The following is an 18725-nucleotide window of genomic DNA, read 5'->3' as shown; positions in this document are numbered from 1 at the left end:
ATTGTAACATAAAGGGTCCTATTTTTAAAGGGTTAATAAAAAAGAGAGACCCTCAAGTCTCTCTTTTTATAAAATCAATTAATTACTTTGTTGTATTATAGAATACTTCGATTCCGTTATATTGAGCAACTGATCCTAATTCCTCTTCAATTCTTAATAATTGGTTGTATTTAGCCATTCTATCAGTTCTTGAAGTTGATCCAGTTTTAATTTGTCCTGCATTTGTTGCAACAGCGATATCAGCTATTGTAGCATCCTCAGTTTCTCCAGATCTATGAGAAATTACAGCAGTCATGTTAGCTCTCTTAGCCATTTCAATTGCATCTAAAGTCTCAGTTAAAGTTCCGATTTGGTTTAATTTAATTAAGATTGAGTTAGCAGCTTTCATTTCAATTCCTCTTGCTAATCTCTCAGTGTTAGTTACGAATAAATCGTCTCCAACGATTTGAACTTTCTTTCCAACTTTTGCAGTTAACATTTGGAATCCAGCCCAGTCATTTTCTCCTAATCCATCTTCGATAGATTTAATTGGATACTTCTCACATAATCCAGCATACCACTCGATCATTTCTTCAGTAGTTCTTACTACTCCACCTTCTCTTTTGAAGTGGTACTCAAATGATCCATCTTCTTTTTCAACACAGAACTCAGTTGCTGCCGCATCTAAAGCAAATGTAATATCAGTTCCTAACTCATATCCTGCTGCTTTAACTGCTTGACATATAATATCTAAAGCTCCCTCTGTTCCGTTGATTTTAGCTGGTGCATATCCACCTTCGTTTCCAACGTTTGTTGAATCTCCATTAGCTTTTAAAATTTTTCCTAAGTGGTGGAATATTTCACATCCCATTCTCATAGCTTCAGCAAATGTTTTAGCTCCAACTGGTTGAACCATAAACTCTTGAACGTCTACTGCAGAATCAGCATGACTTCCTCCGTTTAATATGTTCATCATAGGTAAAGGTAACTCTTTAGCGTTAACTCCTCCTAAGTATTTGTATAAAGGTTGTCCTAAAGCCTCTGCTGCTGCTTTAGCTACCGCTAGAGAAACACCTAATATAGCGTTTGCTCCTAATCTATCTTTGTTTGGAGTTCCATCTAACTCGATCATAGCTTTATCGATAGCTACTTGGTTAGTTGCATCCATTCCGATTACTAACTCTTTAATTTCAGTGTTTACATAGTTTACTGCCTTTAAAACACCTTTTCCTAAGTATCTAGATTTATCTTCATCTCTTAATTCTACTGCTTCGTAAGCTCCTGTAGATGCTCCAGATGGAACTGCAGCTCTTCCCATAGCTCCACATTCTAATATTACGTCAACCTCAACTGTTGGGTTTCCTCTTGAATCAAGAATTTCTCTTCCTTTAACTTCAACTATTCTAGTCATTTTCTTTAAATCCTCCTTAGAATTTTATAAAAGTTTATACTTTAAAATTAAGTCTCAAAATTTATGTAATGTTTATTTTACTTTAATAACTTTCATTGAGTTACTTGTTCCTGCTTTGAATACTTCTTCTCCACATGACGCAACTATTATATCTCCTGATTTAACAAGTCCTAATGCTAAAGCTTTTGCTTCTGCTAAAACATAGAACTCCTCTAAATTTTTAGCTGTTGTATCTAAACATGGGATTACTCCTCTTGTTAAAATCATTTGATTATATGTTTTTTCGTTATTTGTTATTGCTAATATAAAAGCATCTGGGAAATATCTTCTTAATGCAGTTGCTGATCTTCCTGATGCAGTTCCTGATACGATTAATTTAGCTCCTAATGCTTCTGCTACATCTACTGTTCCTCTAGCCATAGCTTCAGTTATAGTTACTCCATCTTCATTTTCTATTTCAAAAGCTACTAATGGATCTGTTTTTTCAGCTATCTTTCTCATTACTGTTACAGCCTCAACTGGATATTTTCCTTTTGCTGTTTCTCCAGATAACATTATTGCATCTGTACCATCTAATATTGCATTAGTTACGTCTGTAGCTTCTGCTCTAGTTGGTCTTGGGTTTTTTATCATTGAATCTAGCATTTGTGTAGCTGTTATTACAACTTTTCCTGCTAAGTTACATTTTTCTATCATCATTTTTTGTGCAAATGGAACTTCTTCTACAGGAATTTCTACTCCTAAGTCTCCTCTAGCTACCATTATACCATCAGATAATTCTAAAATCTCATCAAAGTTGTCTAATCCCTCTTGATTTTCTATTTTAGAAATTATTTTTATTTTCTCTCCACCGTTAGCATCTAATACTTCTCTAACAGCTCTTACATCATCAGCTTTTCTAATAAATGATGCAGCTACGAAATCTACGTTTTGCTCACATCCAAATTTTAAATCTCCAATATCTTTTGGTGATAAAGCTGGTAATTGAACTGAAACATTTGGTAAGTTTACACCTTTGTTTTCTCCTAAGTCTCCGTTATTTTTTACAATACATCTTACTTCGTTTCCAACAACTTCTTCAACTTCCATTTCAATTAATCCATCATCAATTAAAACTATGTTTCCTGCTTTTAAATCATCTGTTAACCCTTTATATGTTACAGCAACTTTTGTAGAATCTCCAATTACTGTCTCATCAGTAGTTATAGTGAACTTTTGTCCAGCTACTAAAGAAACATCGTTTCCTCCTACTAATTTGATTGTTCTTATTTCTGGACCTTTAGTATCTAATAAAACAGCTCCATTAATTCCTGTATTTGCAATTGCTTGTTTTAAATTAACTATTCTTTGTCCGTGCTCTTCGTGACTTCCATGAGAGAAGTTCATTCTCATAACATTCATTCCAGCTTCTAATAACTGTGATAATACCTCAACCGATTCTGTTTTTGGCCCTATTGTACATACTATTTTTGTTTTTTTCATAGTTCCCTCCTATAATGAGTTTTTAATCTATATTTTAATCTTTTACATCCCTACATTTTGTATTCAAATTCTATCTAATATACTAGTTAAAGTCAAGAAAGTTAAATATCTATTTTTTACCTTTTTTTGACTCTATTATTCCCACTTTTTTATAAGCTCTTTATTTTTAATTAGTTTTATAAAATATTTCTTATAGTTCTTCTTATTTTTTCAGACTTTTCCTTTTTATTTTCAATAAAAAAGTCCTAGTTAAACTAGGACTTTTTTTTAAACAAATAGTGGTACTAAAACTAAAGAAACTATACTCATTAATTTTATTAATATATTTAAAGATGGCCCTGATGTATCTTTAAATGGATCTCCTACAGTATCACCAACTACTGCAGCTTTATGTCTTTCAGAACCTTTTCCATCTCCTTTATATCCTGCTTCAATCTGCTTTTTAGCATTATCCCATGCTCCACCAGCATTAGCCATCATAATAGCCATTAAGATTCCTGTTACTAAAGCTCCTGCTAATAGTCCACCTAATGCTTCAGGTGACCATAATCCTATTACTACAGGTGCTAAAACTGCTAATATACCTGGTAATAACATCTCTTTTAATGAAGAGTGTGTCGAAATTTCAACACATCTTTTATAATCTGGTTTTGTCTTTTTTTCCATAATTCCTGGAATCTCTCTAAATTGTCTTCTCACTTCCTCAACCATTTCCATAGCTGCTTTTCCTACTGCAGTCATTGTTAGAGCAGAGAATAGGAACGTTAACATTCCACCAATAAATATTCCAACTATTACATCTGGATTTATTATATCAAGAACAAAATCTTTTCCTGATAATTTTTGAATAGATTCTTTATAAGCAGCAAATAATGATAAAGCTGTTAAAGCTGCTGATCCAATAGCAAACCCTTTCCCTACTGCTGCTGTTGAGTTTCCTACTGCATCTAGTTTATCTGTACACTCTCTAACTTCATGAGGTAATTCAGCCATCTCCGCTATACCACCTGCATTATCTGCAACCGGTCCATAAGCATCAACTGCAACTACCATTCCAGTTGTTGAAAGCATTCCTACTGCTGCTATTGATATTCCATATAGTCCTGCAAATTTATATGCTACAATGATTGCTATTGATATTATTATCATTGGTGCAACTGTTGATTCCATTCCTACCGCTAATCCCTCAATTATTGTTGTTGCTGGCCCTGTTTTTGCCGCATCTGAAATTCTATTTACTGCTTTTTTTCCAGTATCTGTATAAAGTCCTGTAAAATAAGCTATTACTAATCCTGCTACCAGTCCTGCTACTATTGCCCAAAATATCCCCATTGGTAGATTTAAATATTTAATAACTCCAAAAGAAGCAATTATTGATAAAACTCCTGCTATTCTAGTTCCATTTTCTAGTTTATGATAAACTTCATCTGGATTTTCAGTTTTAACTGTTAATGTTGCTAATATTGATGCTATAATCCCAAATGCAGATATCATAACTGGAGCTAATAAATACTCTTTTGTTTCCATTGCTGCACCAATAGCTAATGTTGCTATTATTGATCCAACATATGATTCAAATAAATCCGCTCCCATTCCTGCTACATCTCCTACGTTATCTCCTACGTTATCAGCTATCGTTGCTGGGTTTCTTGGATCGTCCTCTGGTATTCCTGCCTCTACCTTTCCTACTAAATCTGCTCCAACGTCAGCAGCTTTAGTATAGATACCTCCTCCTACTCTTGCAAATAAAGCTATAGAAGAAGCTCCCATTCCAAATCCTGTTATTATACTTACATCCCAATTAAATACTAAAATTAATATTGTAAGACCTAACATTCCTAATCCTACAACTGAAAGCCCCATAACTGCTCCACCAGCAAAAGCTACATCTAAAGCTTTAGATAAGCCCCCTTCTTTCGCTGCAATTGATGTTCTTCCATTAGCTTTTGTTGCTATTCTCATACCGATGTTCCCTGCTAAAGCCGATGTTAATGCTCCTATCACAAAAGTTACTGCTACCATTGGAGATAAAAATACCCCTAGTAAGATTGCTACTGCTGCAACAAACCAAATTAAAATTTTATATTCCGCCGAAAGAAAAGCCATTGCACCTTCTCTAATTGCTTCTGTTATTTCAGCTACTCTCGGAATATTAATCTCATAACTTTGAACTTTCTTGGAGTAGAAAGATGCTGCGAATAGTGCTATAATACCACCGAAAATTCCCAAATAGATCATTTGTTCCACTTTTAAAACCTCCCAGTATGTTTAGTATGATTAAAGTATACGAGAAAGTTCAAGATATTTCAAGAAAAAACAAAGTTCTTTTTTTCTTTATTTTAATCTACTTTTTATTGAATTTTAAGTTTTCCGAAAGATAAATTTTGTCATTTTTGTCAACTATTAAAACATCTAAATCAGGCGTACTATTAGCTTTTTCTAAAACTTTTTCAATAGGCATTAAAAAAAATGTTGTTGAATATAAATCAGCTTCTAAAGAATTTTTATTCACAACTACCACCATTTTCTTGTCTTCTACTGGATATTTTGTTTCTTTATCTAAAATATGATGATATCTTTTTCCATTTATTTCTACGTAAGTTTGATAATCTCCTGAAACTCCCATACTTTGATTATTTAACTCAATAATTCCAAGAATCTCTGAAGGATTATTAGGGTTTTGAATTCCTATTTTCCAAGGAGTTCCATCTCCTTTAACACCGATAGCTTCTATACTTGATATCGCCGAAATAAATCCACTAGTTACTCCTGCTTCTTTTAATTTTTCACCAGCTTTTTTTACTGCATATCCTTTTAAAAAAGATCCTGTATCTATTTTTACTCCATCTCTATTTATAACTATATTATTTCCAATTATTTCAATTTGAGAGAAATCAACATTAGATGCGGCTTCTTCAAGTTCTATTTTTGTAGGAAGAGTATCTCTCGGAGGTACTTCTTCTGAAAATCCCCAAACTGTCATTAATGGTTCCATTGTTATATCATATTTACCATCTGATAACTTATAAGCCTTCTTAACTTCGTTTAATAAAAATACTCCTTCAGCATCAAAAGTTTCTTTTTTTAACGTATTTAAATTATCTGTTAAACTCCCTTTTACTTTACTATTGTACTTCGAATCAATTCTTTCTATTTCAGTAAAGGCATCTTCTATAGATTGTTTTGCTACTTTTTCGCTATTTGAAAAAATAGAGATTTTAAAGAAAGTTCCAAATGCAAATCTTTCATCATCTACTCTTTTTACTTTTTTTTCACAACCTAAAAGTAACAAAAAAAGCAAAAAGAGTAGAAAAATATTTCTACTCTTACTCATTTATCAAATCCTCCGCTTGTTCACCGAAAGTTATTTTTCCATCGATAATCTCTCTAAAAGTCTTCTTTACAACAGTATCTTTCTTAGAAACTTTTGTAAGTACAGGTGCTCCTTTACCAATATCTCTTGCTCTTTTTCCAGCAGTTATTGTTAATGTATATTTATTAGGTATCTTCTCTAATAATTCATCATAAGTAATTACTTTTTTCATAAAATCCTCCTAGTTTTTAGAATTTATAATTTTTACTAACTCATCACATGATTTTTCAACAGTATAGTTAATAATTGTTATATCATAATCCTTTTCATATTCTAATTCTTTTATTGAATTTTTTAATCTAAGTTGTATAGTTTCTTCACTATCTGTTTTTCTTCCTCTTAGTCTTCTCTCTAAATCTTCCATTGTTGGTGTTTTGAAGAATATTAAGTGTGCATTTGGATAAGCCGCTTTTACTTGAAGCCCTCCTTGAACATCTATCTCAAGAATTACATTTTCACCTGATGCTAATCTTGATTCTACTTCAGATTTCAAAGTTCCATAGTAGTTAGTATGAACAGTTGCGTATTCTAAAAATTCATTATTTTCTATTTTGTTTTTAAACTCTTCCACTGATAGGAAATAATAATCTCTCCCGTGTAACTCTCCCTCTCTTGGAGCACGAGTTGTAGCTGAAGTTGCTAAATTAATACCCAGCTGTTTTCTAACTATTCTACATATTGTTGATTTTCCAGCACCACTTGGTCCTGATACAATAAATAGTTCACCCTTTTTCATTTTTATTCTCCTTTATTCTATATTTAGAGCTTGTTCTCTAATTTTTTCTATTTCATTTTTACATTCTACAATTAATTTTGAAATATCATATAAGTTACATTTCACACCTGAAGTATTTAACTCCCTAAAAATCTCTTGAAGAATAAAATCAATTTTTTTCCCTACACCTGCATTTGGAGAATCTAATTCTATTTTTAATTGAATAAGGTGACTCTCTAATCTAGAAACTTCTTCTGAAATATCAGATTTATCTGTAAATAAAAGAACTTCTCTCAAAAGAGTTTCATCGTTAAACTCTATATTACTTATTTTAGATAATCTTTCTAAAAGTTTTTCCTTATAGTTTATAACAATATTCTCTTTTAATTTTTTTATTTCATTTACATTATTTTCTATAATAGCAATACATTGTAGAAAATAATCTTTCATTCTAGCTCCTTCGGCCTCTTTCATCTCAACAAAAGAATCTAATAGCAAGTGAAGATTTTTCACTATAAAATTTTCATATTCTTTTTCATCTATCTCTAAATCATTTCTTCTAATGACATTTAAATTCTTAACTAATAAATCAAGTTTATTACTAAACTTTTCTTCATACTCATGTTCTATAGCATTTAAAACTTTCAAATAAGATGCTGTCATATTTTTATCGTATTCAAATAAATTATCAACTTCTCTTTTATCTTGAAATTCAATTTTTAAATCTATACTTCCTCTTGTAACTCTAGAAGCAACCTCTGTTCTGATTTTATTTTCCAAAAAATTTAGCATATGAGGTGATTTTATTTTTAAATTTAAGTTTTTATTATTAACACTTTTTATCTCTAAGGATATAGCATACTTCTCATTTTCAAAATATTCTTTAGAATATCCTGTCATACTTCTCATAACATCAACCCCTCATAAATAAAATGCTAAAATAGGCGACAAAGTCGCCTATTTTATTAGTCCTCTATCTCAACTGGAACTATGTTTTTATAAGCTTTATATCCAGTTCCTGCTGGAATTTTCTTACCTATAATTACATTCTCTTTAAGTCCCTCTAAGTAGTCCTCTTTACCTTCTATTGCTGCATTTGAAAGTACTTTTGTAGTTTCTTGGAATGATGCTGCTGATATGAAACTTCCTGTATTAACAGCTGCTTTTGTAATACCTTGGATAACAGGCTCATATTTGATCTCTGCTTTTCCTTCAGCTCTTAATTTGTTGTTTTCTAATTCAACAACTCTCTTCTCTACAACTTCATCTTCTAAGAATAATGAAGCTCCAGATTCTACAATTCTTACTTTCTTAAACATCTGCTTAACGATAATCTCTATATGTTTATCATTTACAGTAACTCCTTGGTCTCTATATACTTGTTGTACAGATTCTAGTATAAACTGCTCTGCTGCAACTAATCCTTTGATGTTTAGAACGTCAAATGGTGATATAGCTCCATCTGTTATTTTATCTCCAGCTTTAATTAACATTCCATCTGTTACAACTAAATGTTCTCCAACTGGTGCTAAGTATTCTTTAAAGTTTTCAGAATCAGAAGTAGATCTTATGATTATTACTCTCATACCTTTCTTCTTTCTTCCTGTTACTTCAACTTTTCCATCTATTTCTGATAGAATAGCTTTTCCTTTAGGGTTTCTAGCTTCAAATAGCTCTTGAATTCTTGGAAGACCTCCAGTGATGTCTTTCGTTCCTTCTCCCTCTTTTATAATTTTTGCTATGATTTGTCCTGTTCTTACTGACTCACCCTCTCTAACCATTAAGTATGCTCCAAATGGTATTGAGTAACTTTCTTTTGCAGTTCCATCCTCATCGAATATAACTACTCTTGGGTTTGAATCTCCAGATTCTACAGTCTTTATAGCCATATATTCTGTAACGTTATACTTTTCATCAAAGTTTTCTTTTACATATAACTCTCTATATTCGATTCTTCCATCTTGGTTTGCAATAATAGGGATATGGTATGGATCAAATGTTACTAAAACATCTCCTGGTTTTACTTCTTGACCTTCTTCAACTATTAAGATAGATCCTGAAGCAATCTCATAATCATAGTTTCCTATTAAAATTTTAGCTGATTGAGAAACTACAATTTTCTCTTGAGTCTCTTGATTTTCTAGAAGTTTTATATCTTTGAATACAACCTTTCCAGTATTTTCAGCTTTAATACTTGTTGCAGCAGCAGTCGCTGTGGCAACTCCTCCAGTATGGAATGTTCTCATTGTAAGCTGTGTACCAGGTTCTCCGATTGATTGAGCTGCTATAACTCCAACCGCTTCTCCTAGTAATATCTCTTTATGGTTAGCTAAATCCATTCCATAACATTTTTGACAAACTCCTTTTTCAAGGTCACATGTTAATGGAGATCTTATTTTTATTTTCTTGATTTCAAGTTCTGTAATTCTAGCGATTTGCTCTTTTGTAAACATCTCGTTTCTTCTAGCAATTACTTCTCCTTCATATACTACATCTTCAGCAGGTACTCTACCTATTAATCTTTCAGATAATTTTTCAATTACTTGTCCATCTGAAACTAGTTCTGCTACTTCAATTCCTTCGTGAGTTCCACAATCAATTGAATTTACAATAACTTCGTGTGATATATCAACTAGTCTTCTTGTTAAATATCCTGAATCGGCAGTTCTTAACGCCGTATCAGCTAGACCTTTTCTAGCTCCGTGTGATGACATGAAGAACTCTAATACTGTTAGTCCTTCTCTAAAGTTCGCTTTAATTGGAACCTCGATGATTCTACCTTGTGTATCGGCCATGTTTCCTCTCATTGCCGCAAGCTGTCTCATCTGTGCAATCGATCCTCTGGCTCCAGAGTTCGCCATCATATAAACCGGGTTAAACTGATCTAGTCCACTCATCATTGCATCAGTTACTTTAGCTGTTGTTTCTGACCAAAGAGCTACAGTTTTTCTATATCTCTCTTCGTTTATGATTTTTCCAGCTTTATAATCTGCTTCAATTTCTGCAACTTTTTGATCCGCTTCTTCTAAGATTGATTTTTTAGTTTCTGGAATCTCTAAGTCTTCAATACCTACTGAAACTCCTGCAAATGTTGCATAATGATATCCAAAGTTTTTAATATCATTTATTAACTCTGCAGTTTTTGTAAATCCGTGCATCTCATATAATTTACCAATAAGTTTTTTTAATTGAGATTTTCCGAATGTTACATCATATTGCTTATTTACTTCTGGTAACATCTCATTAAACATGATTCTACCAGCTGTAGTTTTAACCATTTCACCATTTATTCTAACATTTACGATAGCATGAGTATCTAGGATATCTCTATCATAAGCTGTTAAAACTTGCTCTTTATTAGAGAAAGATTTTCCTTCTCCTTTTGCTCCAGGTCTATCTTTTGTCATATAGAAACATCCCATAACCATATCCTGAGATGGTACAGCTATTGGTTCTCCATTTGATGGAGATATTATGTTATTTGGAGCTAACATAAGAAGTTTTGCTTCCATTATAGCTTCTGGTGATAGCATTAAGTGAACAGCCATTTGGTCTCCATCAAAGTCCGCATTAAATGCTGAACATACTAATGGATGTAATCTTATTGCTTTTCCTTCTATTAATACAGGTTCAAAAGCTTGTATTGATAGTCTATGTAATGTTGGAGCTCTATTTAATAAAACAGGGTGATCTTGGATAACATCCTCAATTACATCCCAAACTTTATCGTCTGCATCTTCAACTAATTTTTTTGCTGTTTTTATATTAGAAGCTAACTCTCTTTTTACTAACTCTCTCATTATGAAAGGTTTGTATAACTCAAGAGCCATCTTTTTAGGAATTCCACACTGGTGCATTTTTAAAGAAGGTCCTACAACAATAACCGATCTTGCAGAATAATCTACTCTTTTTCCAAGTAGGTTTTGTCTAAATCTACCTTGCTTTCCTTTTAACATATCAGAAAGTGATTTTAACTCTCTGTTATTTTGAGCAACAACTGGCTTTCCTCTTCTTCCGTTATCAATTAGAGCGTCAACTGCTTCTTGAAGCATTCTTTTCTCATTTTTTACAACAATTTCTGGAGCTTTTATTTCTAAAAGTCTTTTTAATCTATTGTTTCTATTGATAACTCTTCTATATAAATCATTTAAGTCAGAAGTAGCAAATCTTCCACCATCTAATTGAACCATTGGTCTTAAATCAGCTGGAATAACTGGAACATTCTTTAAAATCATCCATTGTGGTAAGTTACCAGATGCTATAAAGTCTCTAGTTATCTTTAATCTTTTAACTAACTTCTTTCTCTTTTGTGCAGAATTTACATCTTCAAGCTCTTTTTCTAGCTCTACTCTTAACTCTTCTAAATCTATCATTTCTAACAGTTTTAAAATAGCTTCTGCTCCCATTTTTGCTTCAAATTGTTTTCCGTACATTTGCTTATATAGCTTGTACTCTTTTTCAGTTATGATTTTACCAATTTTTAAAGTTGGCTCTTCACTAGCTGTTACTATATATCTAGCAAAATATAAAACTGACTCTAACTCTTTTGGAGAAATTCCTAAAATAAGAGACATCTTATTTGGTGTTCCTTTAGAGTACCAAATATGAGCTACTGGGGCAGCTAATGCTATATGCCCCATTCTCTCTCTTCTTACTTTAGACTTAGTTACTTCAACTCCACATTTCTCACAAACTAGTCCTTTGTATCTCATTCTTTTATATTTTCCACAAGAACATTCCCAATCTTTCGATGGTCCAAATATTCTTTCACAGAACAATCCATCCATCTCTGGATTTAATGTTCTATAGTTTATTGTTTCTGGTTTCGTAACTTCTCCGTACGACCACTCTTCTATCTTCTCTGGAGAAGCTAGTTTAATTCTAATCTTCTCAAAACTTTTAATTCCCATATTAAATACAAAGCCTCCTTAAATGAGATAAAGCTTTCATCTATCATCATATTCAATTTTACTTAAATTTAGTTTATTTGGTCAGATAAAGAAAACTCAACGATTGTTTCGTCTTTTCCTAACTCTTCATTAACGTTAATTAACTCATTGTCAGAATCAAAAAGTTCTACATCTAATGCTAGTGCTTGGAACTCTTTTAATAAAACCTTAAATGACTCTGGTAAATCTGCCTCTGGCATCTCTTCACCTTTTACAATTGCTTCATAAGTTTTTGTTCTACCTGTTACATCGTCAGACTTAACTGTTAACATTTCTTGAAGGATATTTGAAGCTCCGTAAGCCTCTAAAGCCCAAACCTCCATCTCTCCAAGTCTTTGTCCTCCGAACTGTGCTTTTCCTCCAAGAGGTTGCTGAGTTACTAGTGAATAAGGACCAATTGCTCTTGCGTGCATCTTATCTTCAACAAGGTGATGAAGCTTTAACATATACATTCTTCCAACTGTTACTGGATTATCAAATTTATCTCCAGTTCTTCCATCAAATAAAGTAACTTTACCTTTTCTTGGATATCCAGCTTTTTCTAAATAATCTTTTACTTGTTCTTCTGTTGCACCATCAAATACTGGAGTTGATAAATAAGTTCCACCATTTAATTTACCCATTGCCATTCCTAAGTGAACCTCTAGAACCTGTCCGATGTTCATACGTGAAGGAACTCCAAGTGGATTGATTACAACGTCTAAGTGTGTACCATCTGCTAAGAATGGCATATCTTCTGCTGGTAATACTCTAGAAACAACACCTTTATTTCCGTGTCTTCCTGACATTTTATCTCCAACAGTTATTTTTCTTTTTTCAGCAATAAATACTCTTATCGATCTATTTACTCCAGCTTTTAACTCGTCTCCGTTTTCTCTTGATAATTCAAGAACTTCAACAACTGTTCCTTTTGATCCATGAGGCATTTTTAATGATGTATCTCTTACATCTCTTGCTTTTTCTCCGAAGATAGCTCTTAATAACTTCTCTTCTGCTGGTGGCTCTGATTCACCTTTAGGTGCTGTTTTTCCTACTAGGATATCTCCTGGTCCAACTTCTGATCCTACTACAATTATACCTCTTGAATCTAAGTTCTTTAATGCTTCTTCAGAAACATTTGGTATTTCTCTTGTAATCTCTTCGTCACCTAATTTAGTATTTCTAGCTTCTATTTCATATTCTTCTATATGGATAGATGTAAATACGTCATCTTTTCTTAATCTATCAGATATAAGAATAGCATCCTCATAGTTATATCCTTCCCAAGGCATAAATGCCATTAGAATATTTCTTCCTAGAGCTAAGTCTCCACCTTTTGTTGCAGGTCCATCAGCAATTACTTGTCCTAATTCTACTTCTTGTCCTAGGTCAACTAGTGGTGTTTGGTGTAAACACATTGCTTGGTTTGATCTTTCAAAATTCAATAATCTATGTCTGTAAGATTTTCCTTCTGCATCTTCTATGATAATCTCTTTTGCATCCACGTAAATAACTTTACCTTTTGCTTTAGCTGAGATTACTGCTCCTGAATCAACTGCAACTTTTCTTTCAAGTCCTGTTCCAATGAACGGAGCTTCTGTTCTTAATAATGGTACCGCTTGTCTTTGCATGTTCGATCCCATAAGTGCTCTGTTGGCGTCATCATGCTCAAGGAATGGTATTAATCCTGCTGAAACTGATACAACCTGTTTAGGTGATACATCTAAATAATGAACTTTTTCTCCTGAAATATTTACTATTTCATGTCCATATCTACATACAACATCTCCTAAAAGCTCTCCATTTTCACTAAGTTTAGTATCCGCTTGGGCTATGAATAATCCTTCTTCTTCATCTGCTGCTAAATAATGAATATCATCAAAGTTAGCAATTCCATTTTCTACCTTAACATATGGAGTTTCTATAAATCCATATGAATTTACTTTAGCGTATATAGCTAAAGATCCGATAAGTCCGATGTTTGGTCCCTCTGGAGTTTCTATAGGACAAATTCTTCCGTAGTGAGAGTCATGAACGTCTCTAACTTCGAATCCAGCTCTTTCTCTTGAAAGTCCTCCAGGTCCTAATGCTGATATTCTTCTTTTGTGAGTTAATTCAGCAAGTGGATTTGATTGGTCCATGAATTGTGATAATTGTCCTGATCCAAAGAAATCTAGTACTAAAGCATTTAACGGTCTAGTGTTTAATAATGATTGTGGAGTTAATGTTTCAACATCTTGAATTGTCATCTTCTCTTTTACCATTTTACCCATCTTAGAAAGTCCTGCTTTAATTTGCATTAATAATAACTCTCCAACACCTCTAACTCTTCTGTTAGATAGGTTATCAATATCATCTGTATGTCCTTTTCCGTTGTTTAAACTAATTACATACTTTATTGTTGCAATTACATCCTCTTTAGTTAATAAAATTTCATCTTCTGGAAGATTTAATTTTAATCTTTTGTTCATTTTATATCTTCCAACAGGCTCTAAATCATATCTTTGAGGATTAAAGAACATCTGCTTTATTAAAGATCTAGCTGAATCAATAGTTACTAAATCTCCTGGTCTTAATTTCTTAAATACCTCTGTTACAGCTTCTTCTTTTGTATCTCCAGTATCATTTACTATTGTATTTGCAAATACTTTATCTTCTGGTTTTACTTCCCAAACTAAAATATTTTCTATTTTTAGGTCTACTAAATCAAATATTACAGCTTCTGTAATTAGTTGTTTAGTTTCAAATAAAATCTCTCCAGTTTCTTCATTAAAAATATCCTCTTTAACAAAGCTTCCTTCAATTTTTGTTTTAAGAACACTAATTAGTTCTTCTTTATTTGAATATCTTGAATAGTATTCAGATAAATTAATTTCTTTTTCATCTAAAAACTCATCCATTATTTCTTCATTTGTATCGAAGAAATCAACTGCTTTTAAAAATACAGTTGCTAAAACTTTTTTCTTTCTATCAATTTTTACACTTAAGAAGTCATTTTTATCAGTTTCAAACTCTAACCATGTTCCTTTATATGGAATAATTTTTCCAGAGAACAGGTCTTTACCTGTTTGGATATTAACTTCTTTATTAAATGATACTCCAGGAGATCTGTGTAACTGCGATACTACAACTCTCTCAGCACCATTTATTATAAATGTTCCTCTTTCAGTCATTAAAGGAACTTCTCCAAAATAAACAAGTGTTTCTTGGATTTCGTTTCCACTTTTCTTATTAGTAAGTCTTAATCTTACTTTTAAAGATGCAGAATAAGTCTTCCCTCTTTTCTTACACTCAAGCTCGTCATTCAATGGAGCTTCCGCTTCATGTAACTCATAAGAAACATACTCTAATTTTATATCTCCATTTGAAGATTCAACAGGGAATATTTCTCTAAAAGCAGATTCAAGCCCCTTATCTTTTCTGTTAAGTGGAGCCTCCTTAGCTTGTAGAAAATCTTCATAGGAATCCAGTTGGAATTCTAAAAAATGAGGCATTGTACCTCTTTCTTCGATTCTTCCAAAATTCAATCTTTCAACGAGTTTCCCCATCAATTCACACTCCTTACTATTTCATATAGTGATCAATACCTAATCTTTGGAAAATAAAAGCCTTTTATTTTCAAAAGATTAAGTATTAACTTACTTTTAATAGATTATTTAATAATTTTCATTATAATGAGTAAAAAGGCACCCATTAGAGTGCCTATTTTTTTTATTTAAGTATAACTAGTTGCTTCGCAACTTTGTAAGGGTTATTACTTAACCTCTACTGTAGCTCCAGCTTCAGTTAATTTAGCTTTTATAGCTTCAGCCTCTTCTTTAGAAGCTCCCTCTTTTAATGTTCCACCGTTATCTACTAACTCTTTAGCTTCTTTTAATCCTAATCCAGTAATTGCTCTTACCTCTTTGATTACAGCTATTTTGTTAGCTCCTGCAGCAGTTAAAACTACGTCAAACTCAGTTTTCTCCTCTACAGCTGGTCCCTCAGCAGCAGCTACAGCTACTGGTGCAGCAGCAGTAACACCGAAGTGCTCCTCTAAAGCTGTTACTAATTCTCTTAACTCTAATACTGACATAGCTTCTAAATCAGCTATGAATTGCTCTTTATTGAATGCCATTATAAATCCTCCTTAAATTTTCCTAATTTTTCTTCTTTTTATTAAATCAATAATACTCTAAAATCAACAAGTGATTACTCAGCAGCTGCTTCTTTCTTCTCAGCGATTGCCACAGTTGCGTAAGCAAGTTTTCTAACTGGTCCAAGCATTCCGTTAAGAACCATAGAAAGAAGTTGCTCTCTAGATGGTAATTTAGCTAATGCTACTACCTCTGAAGCTTCAACCCTCTTACCAGTTAATACTCCACCTTTTATAGTGAATATAGTCTTCTTAGCTTTTGCGTTTGCTTTTGCTTGAGCCGCTTCTACATCGTAAACTACCTTTGCTGGAGTTACTGGATCAGCATATCCGAATGCAAATGCAGTAGTCCCCTCTAGTAAATCATCGAATTTATCAGCGATACCAGCCTCAGCTAGTGCTATCTTGAACAGTCTGTTCTTAGCAACTAAGTACTCAGCTCCGTTTTCTCTCATTTGTTTTCTTAACTCAGTCTCTTGGTTTACTTTAAGACCTTGATAGTCAACTAAAACGATTGATTGAGCTTTAGAAATTTTTTCAACTAATTCAGCTACAAGTTCCTTTTTTAATTGAGTTGCCATTATTGATTCACCTCCTCTTTTACTCTAAAATTACCTCCGCTCCAAGGTAGGAACGGAGGTTCAAAATCTAACTATTGAGGTTAGTGAATACCTTCTTCCAACCTCGGTAGGATATTTAAGACTTGCGTCACCTACGGTCTTTGGTTTGGATCTATATTTAATTATTTATCCAACTTTTTAAGTTATAATTTTACAACTTTATAATTATAACACATAATTTAAATTTTTGCAAATTTTAATTAAGCATTTTTTGCAACTAAAACTGGATCCATTTTAACTCCTGGTCCCATTGTTAAAGAAACTGCAACAGTTCTTAAGTATTGACCTTTAGATGCAGATGGCTTTAATCTTACAATCTCATTGATGAACGCTGTGAAGTTCTCTAATAAAGCTTCTTCAGAGAAATCTGCTTTACCGATTGGCGCATGGATTGATCCTAACTTGTCTACTCTAAATGCAAGTTTTCCTTTCTTGAACTCAGATACTGCCGTTGCGATATCTGGTGTAACTGTTCCTGACTTAGGGTTAGGCATTAAACCTTTAGTTCCTAAGATTCTTCCTAATCTTCCTAATTTAGGCATCATGTCTGGAGTTGCAATTACGATATCAAAGTCAAACCAACCTTGTTGGATTTTCTCGATATACTCTTCTGCTCCAGCATAATCTGCTCCAGCCTCTAAAGCTTTCTCTATGTTAGCTCCTGAAGTGATTGCTAATATTTTAACTGTTTTTCCTGTTCCGTTTGGAAGTACAACTGTACCTCTAACTTGTTGATCTGCATGTCTAGGATCTACTCCTAATCTTAATGCTATTTCAACTGTTTCTACGAAGTTAGCAGTTCTTGTCTTTCTTACAAGTTCTATAGCTTCTTTAACCTCGTATAGTCTTCCTTGCTCAACTAATTTAGCTATTTCTAGGTATTTTTTACCTCTTTTATTTGCCATTGAAAATTTCCTCCTCCTGTGGTTAAACGGATGTTTACATCCTACCACTTAATATCACATAAATAAGAATTGACTTCTAATTAGTCCTCTATTTTGATTCCCATTGATCTTGCTGATCCAGCTATGATGTTCATAGCAGCTTCTACTGATCCAGCATTTAAATCTGGCATCTTAGTTTCAGCGATTTCTCTTAATTTAGCTGTATTTATAGTTCCAGCTACTTCTTTTTTAGAGTTTTGAGCTCCTGATTTAACTCCTGCAGCTTTCTTTAATAAGTCAGATGCTGGTGGAGTTTTTAAGATAAATGTGAAAGATCTGTCGTTATAAACAGAGATTTCAACTGGGATAATCCATCCTGCTTTATCTTGAGTTTTTGCATTGAACGCCTTACAGAATTCCATAATGTTAACTCCGTGTTGTCCTAATGCTGGTCCTACTGGTGGAGCAGGGTTAGCTTTTCCAGCAGGTAATTGTAGTTTTATTAATCCGATTACTTCTTTTGCCATTGTTTAAATTACACCTCCATAAAATTGTGGTATTGATCTTGCGATCTCCCACTGGCTTAAATCTATTTAATTAAGCCTTCTCTACACTGTTAAGATCAACTTCAATAGGAGTCATTCTTCCAAACATCTCCATCATTACCTTAACTTTTCTATGTTCCATATCGATTTCTGCAACTTTTCCTTCTTGGTTTTCAAAACCTTCAGATAGAAGTTTTACATAGTCTCCTACTTCATAGTCAACTTTTATAACTTCTTTTATTGCTTTCTCATCCTCATCATTTTTGTATCCTATAACAGAGAAGATATTTTCTACTTCATCATCTTCCATTGGAATTGGATCAGATCCTACACCAACGAATCCTGTTACACCATTAGTATTTCTAACAACATACCAAGCATCTGAGTCTACTCTAAAGTTAATTCCATCTCCACTTTCCTCTCTAGTAGCTTCCATTTCTAGCATAACATACCCAGGAAATAGTTTTCTTGAAATAACTTTTTTCTTTCCTCTTCTCTCTTCGATAGTTTCCTCTTCAGGAACTAAAACTTTAGTTACTATATTAGATAATCCTAAAGTTTCTATCTTCTGTTCTAAGTCTGTTTTAACTTTTTTCTCATACCCCGAATAAGTATGAATCATAAACCATTTTTTCACTAAGCTTTTTTCCATT

Annotated in this window: 14 protein-coding genes and 1 other annotated feature; all 14 genes read right to left on the bottom strand. The window is 32.9% G+C overall.

Annotated elements, in window-relative coordinates; translation table 11 throughout:
- Positions 1 to 82: 82 nt before the first annotated feature.
- The 14 genes from eno to nusG all read right to left on the bottom strand — a co-directional run bounded on the left by eno (position 83) and on the right by nusG (position 18724).
- Positions 83 to 1390 (bottom strand): phosphopyruvate hydratase, encoded by a 1308-nt coding sequence (gene eno, locus H5J23_RS03025; RefSeq protein ID WP_023051511.1) that lies wholly within the window; start codon positions 1388 to 1390, stop codon positions 83 to 85.
- A gap of 72 nt (positions 1391 to 1462) precedes the next feature.
- The gene (gene pykF, locus H5J23_RS03020; RefSeq protein ID WP_023051512.1) at positions 1463 to 2872 is read right to left on the bottom strand and encodes a pyruvate kinase PykF; all 1410 of its coding nucleotides are present in this window, start codon (positions 2870 to 2872) and stop codon (positions 1463 to 1465) included.
- A 267-nt stretch (positions 2873 to 3139) separates the two neighbouring features.
- Positions 3140 to 5110, bottom strand: coding sequence for a sodium-translocating pyrophosphatase (locus H5J23_RS03015; protein WP_185892079.1), 1971 nt, complete (start codon positions 5108 to 5110; stop codon positions 3140 to 3142).
- Between the two features lie 106 nt (positions 5111 to 5216).
- Entirely contained in the window at positions 5217 to 6206 is a 990-nt protein-coding gene (locus tag H5J23_RS03010) for an FAD:protein FMN transferase (protein ID WP_185890948.1), read from the bottom strand.
- Positions 6199 to 6417 carry a DNA-directed RNA polymerase subunit omega gene (rpoZ, locus tag H5J23_RS03005; RefSeq protein ID WP_023051515.1) on the bottom strand — a complete coding sequence of 73 codons (219 nt, stop codon included), beginning with the start codon at positions 6415 to 6417 and terminating at the stop codon, positions 6199 to 6201. The genes H5J23_RS03010 and rpoZ overlap by 8 nt, the downstream gene beginning before the upstream one ends.
- Positions 6418 to 6426: 9 nt before the next feature.
- On the bottom strand, positions 6427 to 6981 hold the full coding sequence (gene gmk, locus H5J23_RS03000) for a guanylate kinase (RefSeq protein WP_023051516.1): 555 nt from the start codon (positions 6979 to 6981) through the stop codon (positions 6427 to 6429).
- A gap of 12 nt (positions 6982 to 6993) precedes the next feature.
- Complete coding sequence (locus tag H5J23_RS02995; protein WP_023051517.1) at positions 6994 to 7869, bottom strand: YicC/YloC family endoribonuclease; 876 nt, start codon at positions 7867 to 7869, stop codon at positions 6994 to 6996.
- A gap of 56 nt (positions 7870 to 7925) precedes the next feature.
- Positions 7926 to 11870 carry a DNA-directed RNA polymerase subunit beta' gene (gene rpoC / locus H5J23_RS02990; protein WP_023051518.1) on the bottom strand — a complete coding sequence of 1315 codons (3945 nt, stop codon included), beginning with the start codon at positions 11868 to 11870 and terminating at the stop codon, positions 7926 to 7928.
- A 68-nt stretch (positions 11871 to 11938) separates the two neighbouring features.
- Positions 11939 to 15436 carry a DNA-directed RNA polymerase subunit beta gene (rpoB, locus tag H5J23_RS02985; RefSeq protein ID WP_185890946.1) on the bottom strand — a complete coding sequence of 1166 codons (3498 nt, stop codon included), beginning with the start codon at positions 15434 to 15436 and terminating at the stop codon, positions 11939 to 11941.
- 206 nt (positions 15437 to 15642) lie between these two features.
- Positions 15643 to 16005, bottom strand: a complete 363-nt coding sequence (gene rplL / locus H5J23_RS02980; RefSeq protein ID WP_023051520.1) for a 50S ribosomal protein L7/L12 — start codon at positions 16003 to 16005, stop codon at positions 15643 to 15645.
- 74 nt (positions 16006 to 16079) lie between these two features.
- Positions 16080 to 16604, bottom strand: coding sequence for a 50S ribosomal protein L10 (rplJ, locus tag H5J23_RS02975; RefSeq protein ID WP_023051521.1), 525 nt, complete (start codon positions 16602 to 16604; stop codon positions 16080 to 16082).
- A gap of 18 nt (positions 16605 to 16622) precedes the next feature.
- Positions 16623 to 16766: a sequence feature (ribosomal protein L10 leader region), on the bottom strand.
- A gap of 77 nt (positions 16767 to 16843) precedes the next feature.
- The gene (gene rplA / locus H5J23_RS02970) at positions 16844 to 17548 is read right to left on the bottom strand and encodes a 50S ribosomal protein L1 (RefSeq protein WP_023051522.1); all 705 of its coding nucleotides are present in this window, start codon (positions 17546 to 17548) and stop codon (positions 16844 to 16846) included.
- Between the two features lie 80 nt (positions 17549 to 17628).
- Positions 17629 to 18054: a 50S ribosomal protein L11 gene (rplK, locus tag H5J23_RS02965; protein WP_023051523.1), complete on the bottom strand. Its 426-nt coding sequence runs from the start codon at positions 18052 to 18054 to the stop codon at positions 17629 to 17631.
- Positions 18055 to 18124: 70 nt separating this feature from the next.
- Positions 18125 to 18724: a transcription termination/antitermination protein NusG gene (gene nusG, locus H5J23_RS02960; RefSeq protein ID WP_023051524.1), complete on the bottom strand. Its 600-nt coding sequence runs from the start codon at positions 18722 to 18724 to the stop codon at positions 18125 to 18127.
- Position 18725: the final 1 nt, after the last annotated feature.

The organism is Cetobacterium sp. 2G large, assembly GCF_014250655.1.
Taxonomy (GTDB): Bacteria; Fusobacteriota; Fusobacteriia; order Fusobacteriales; family Fusobacteriaceae; genus Cetobacterium_A; species Cetobacterium_A somerae.
The sequence above is the reverse complement of the archived record's forward strand: the minus strand, read 5'-3'. Positions and strand labels throughout refer to the sequence as shown.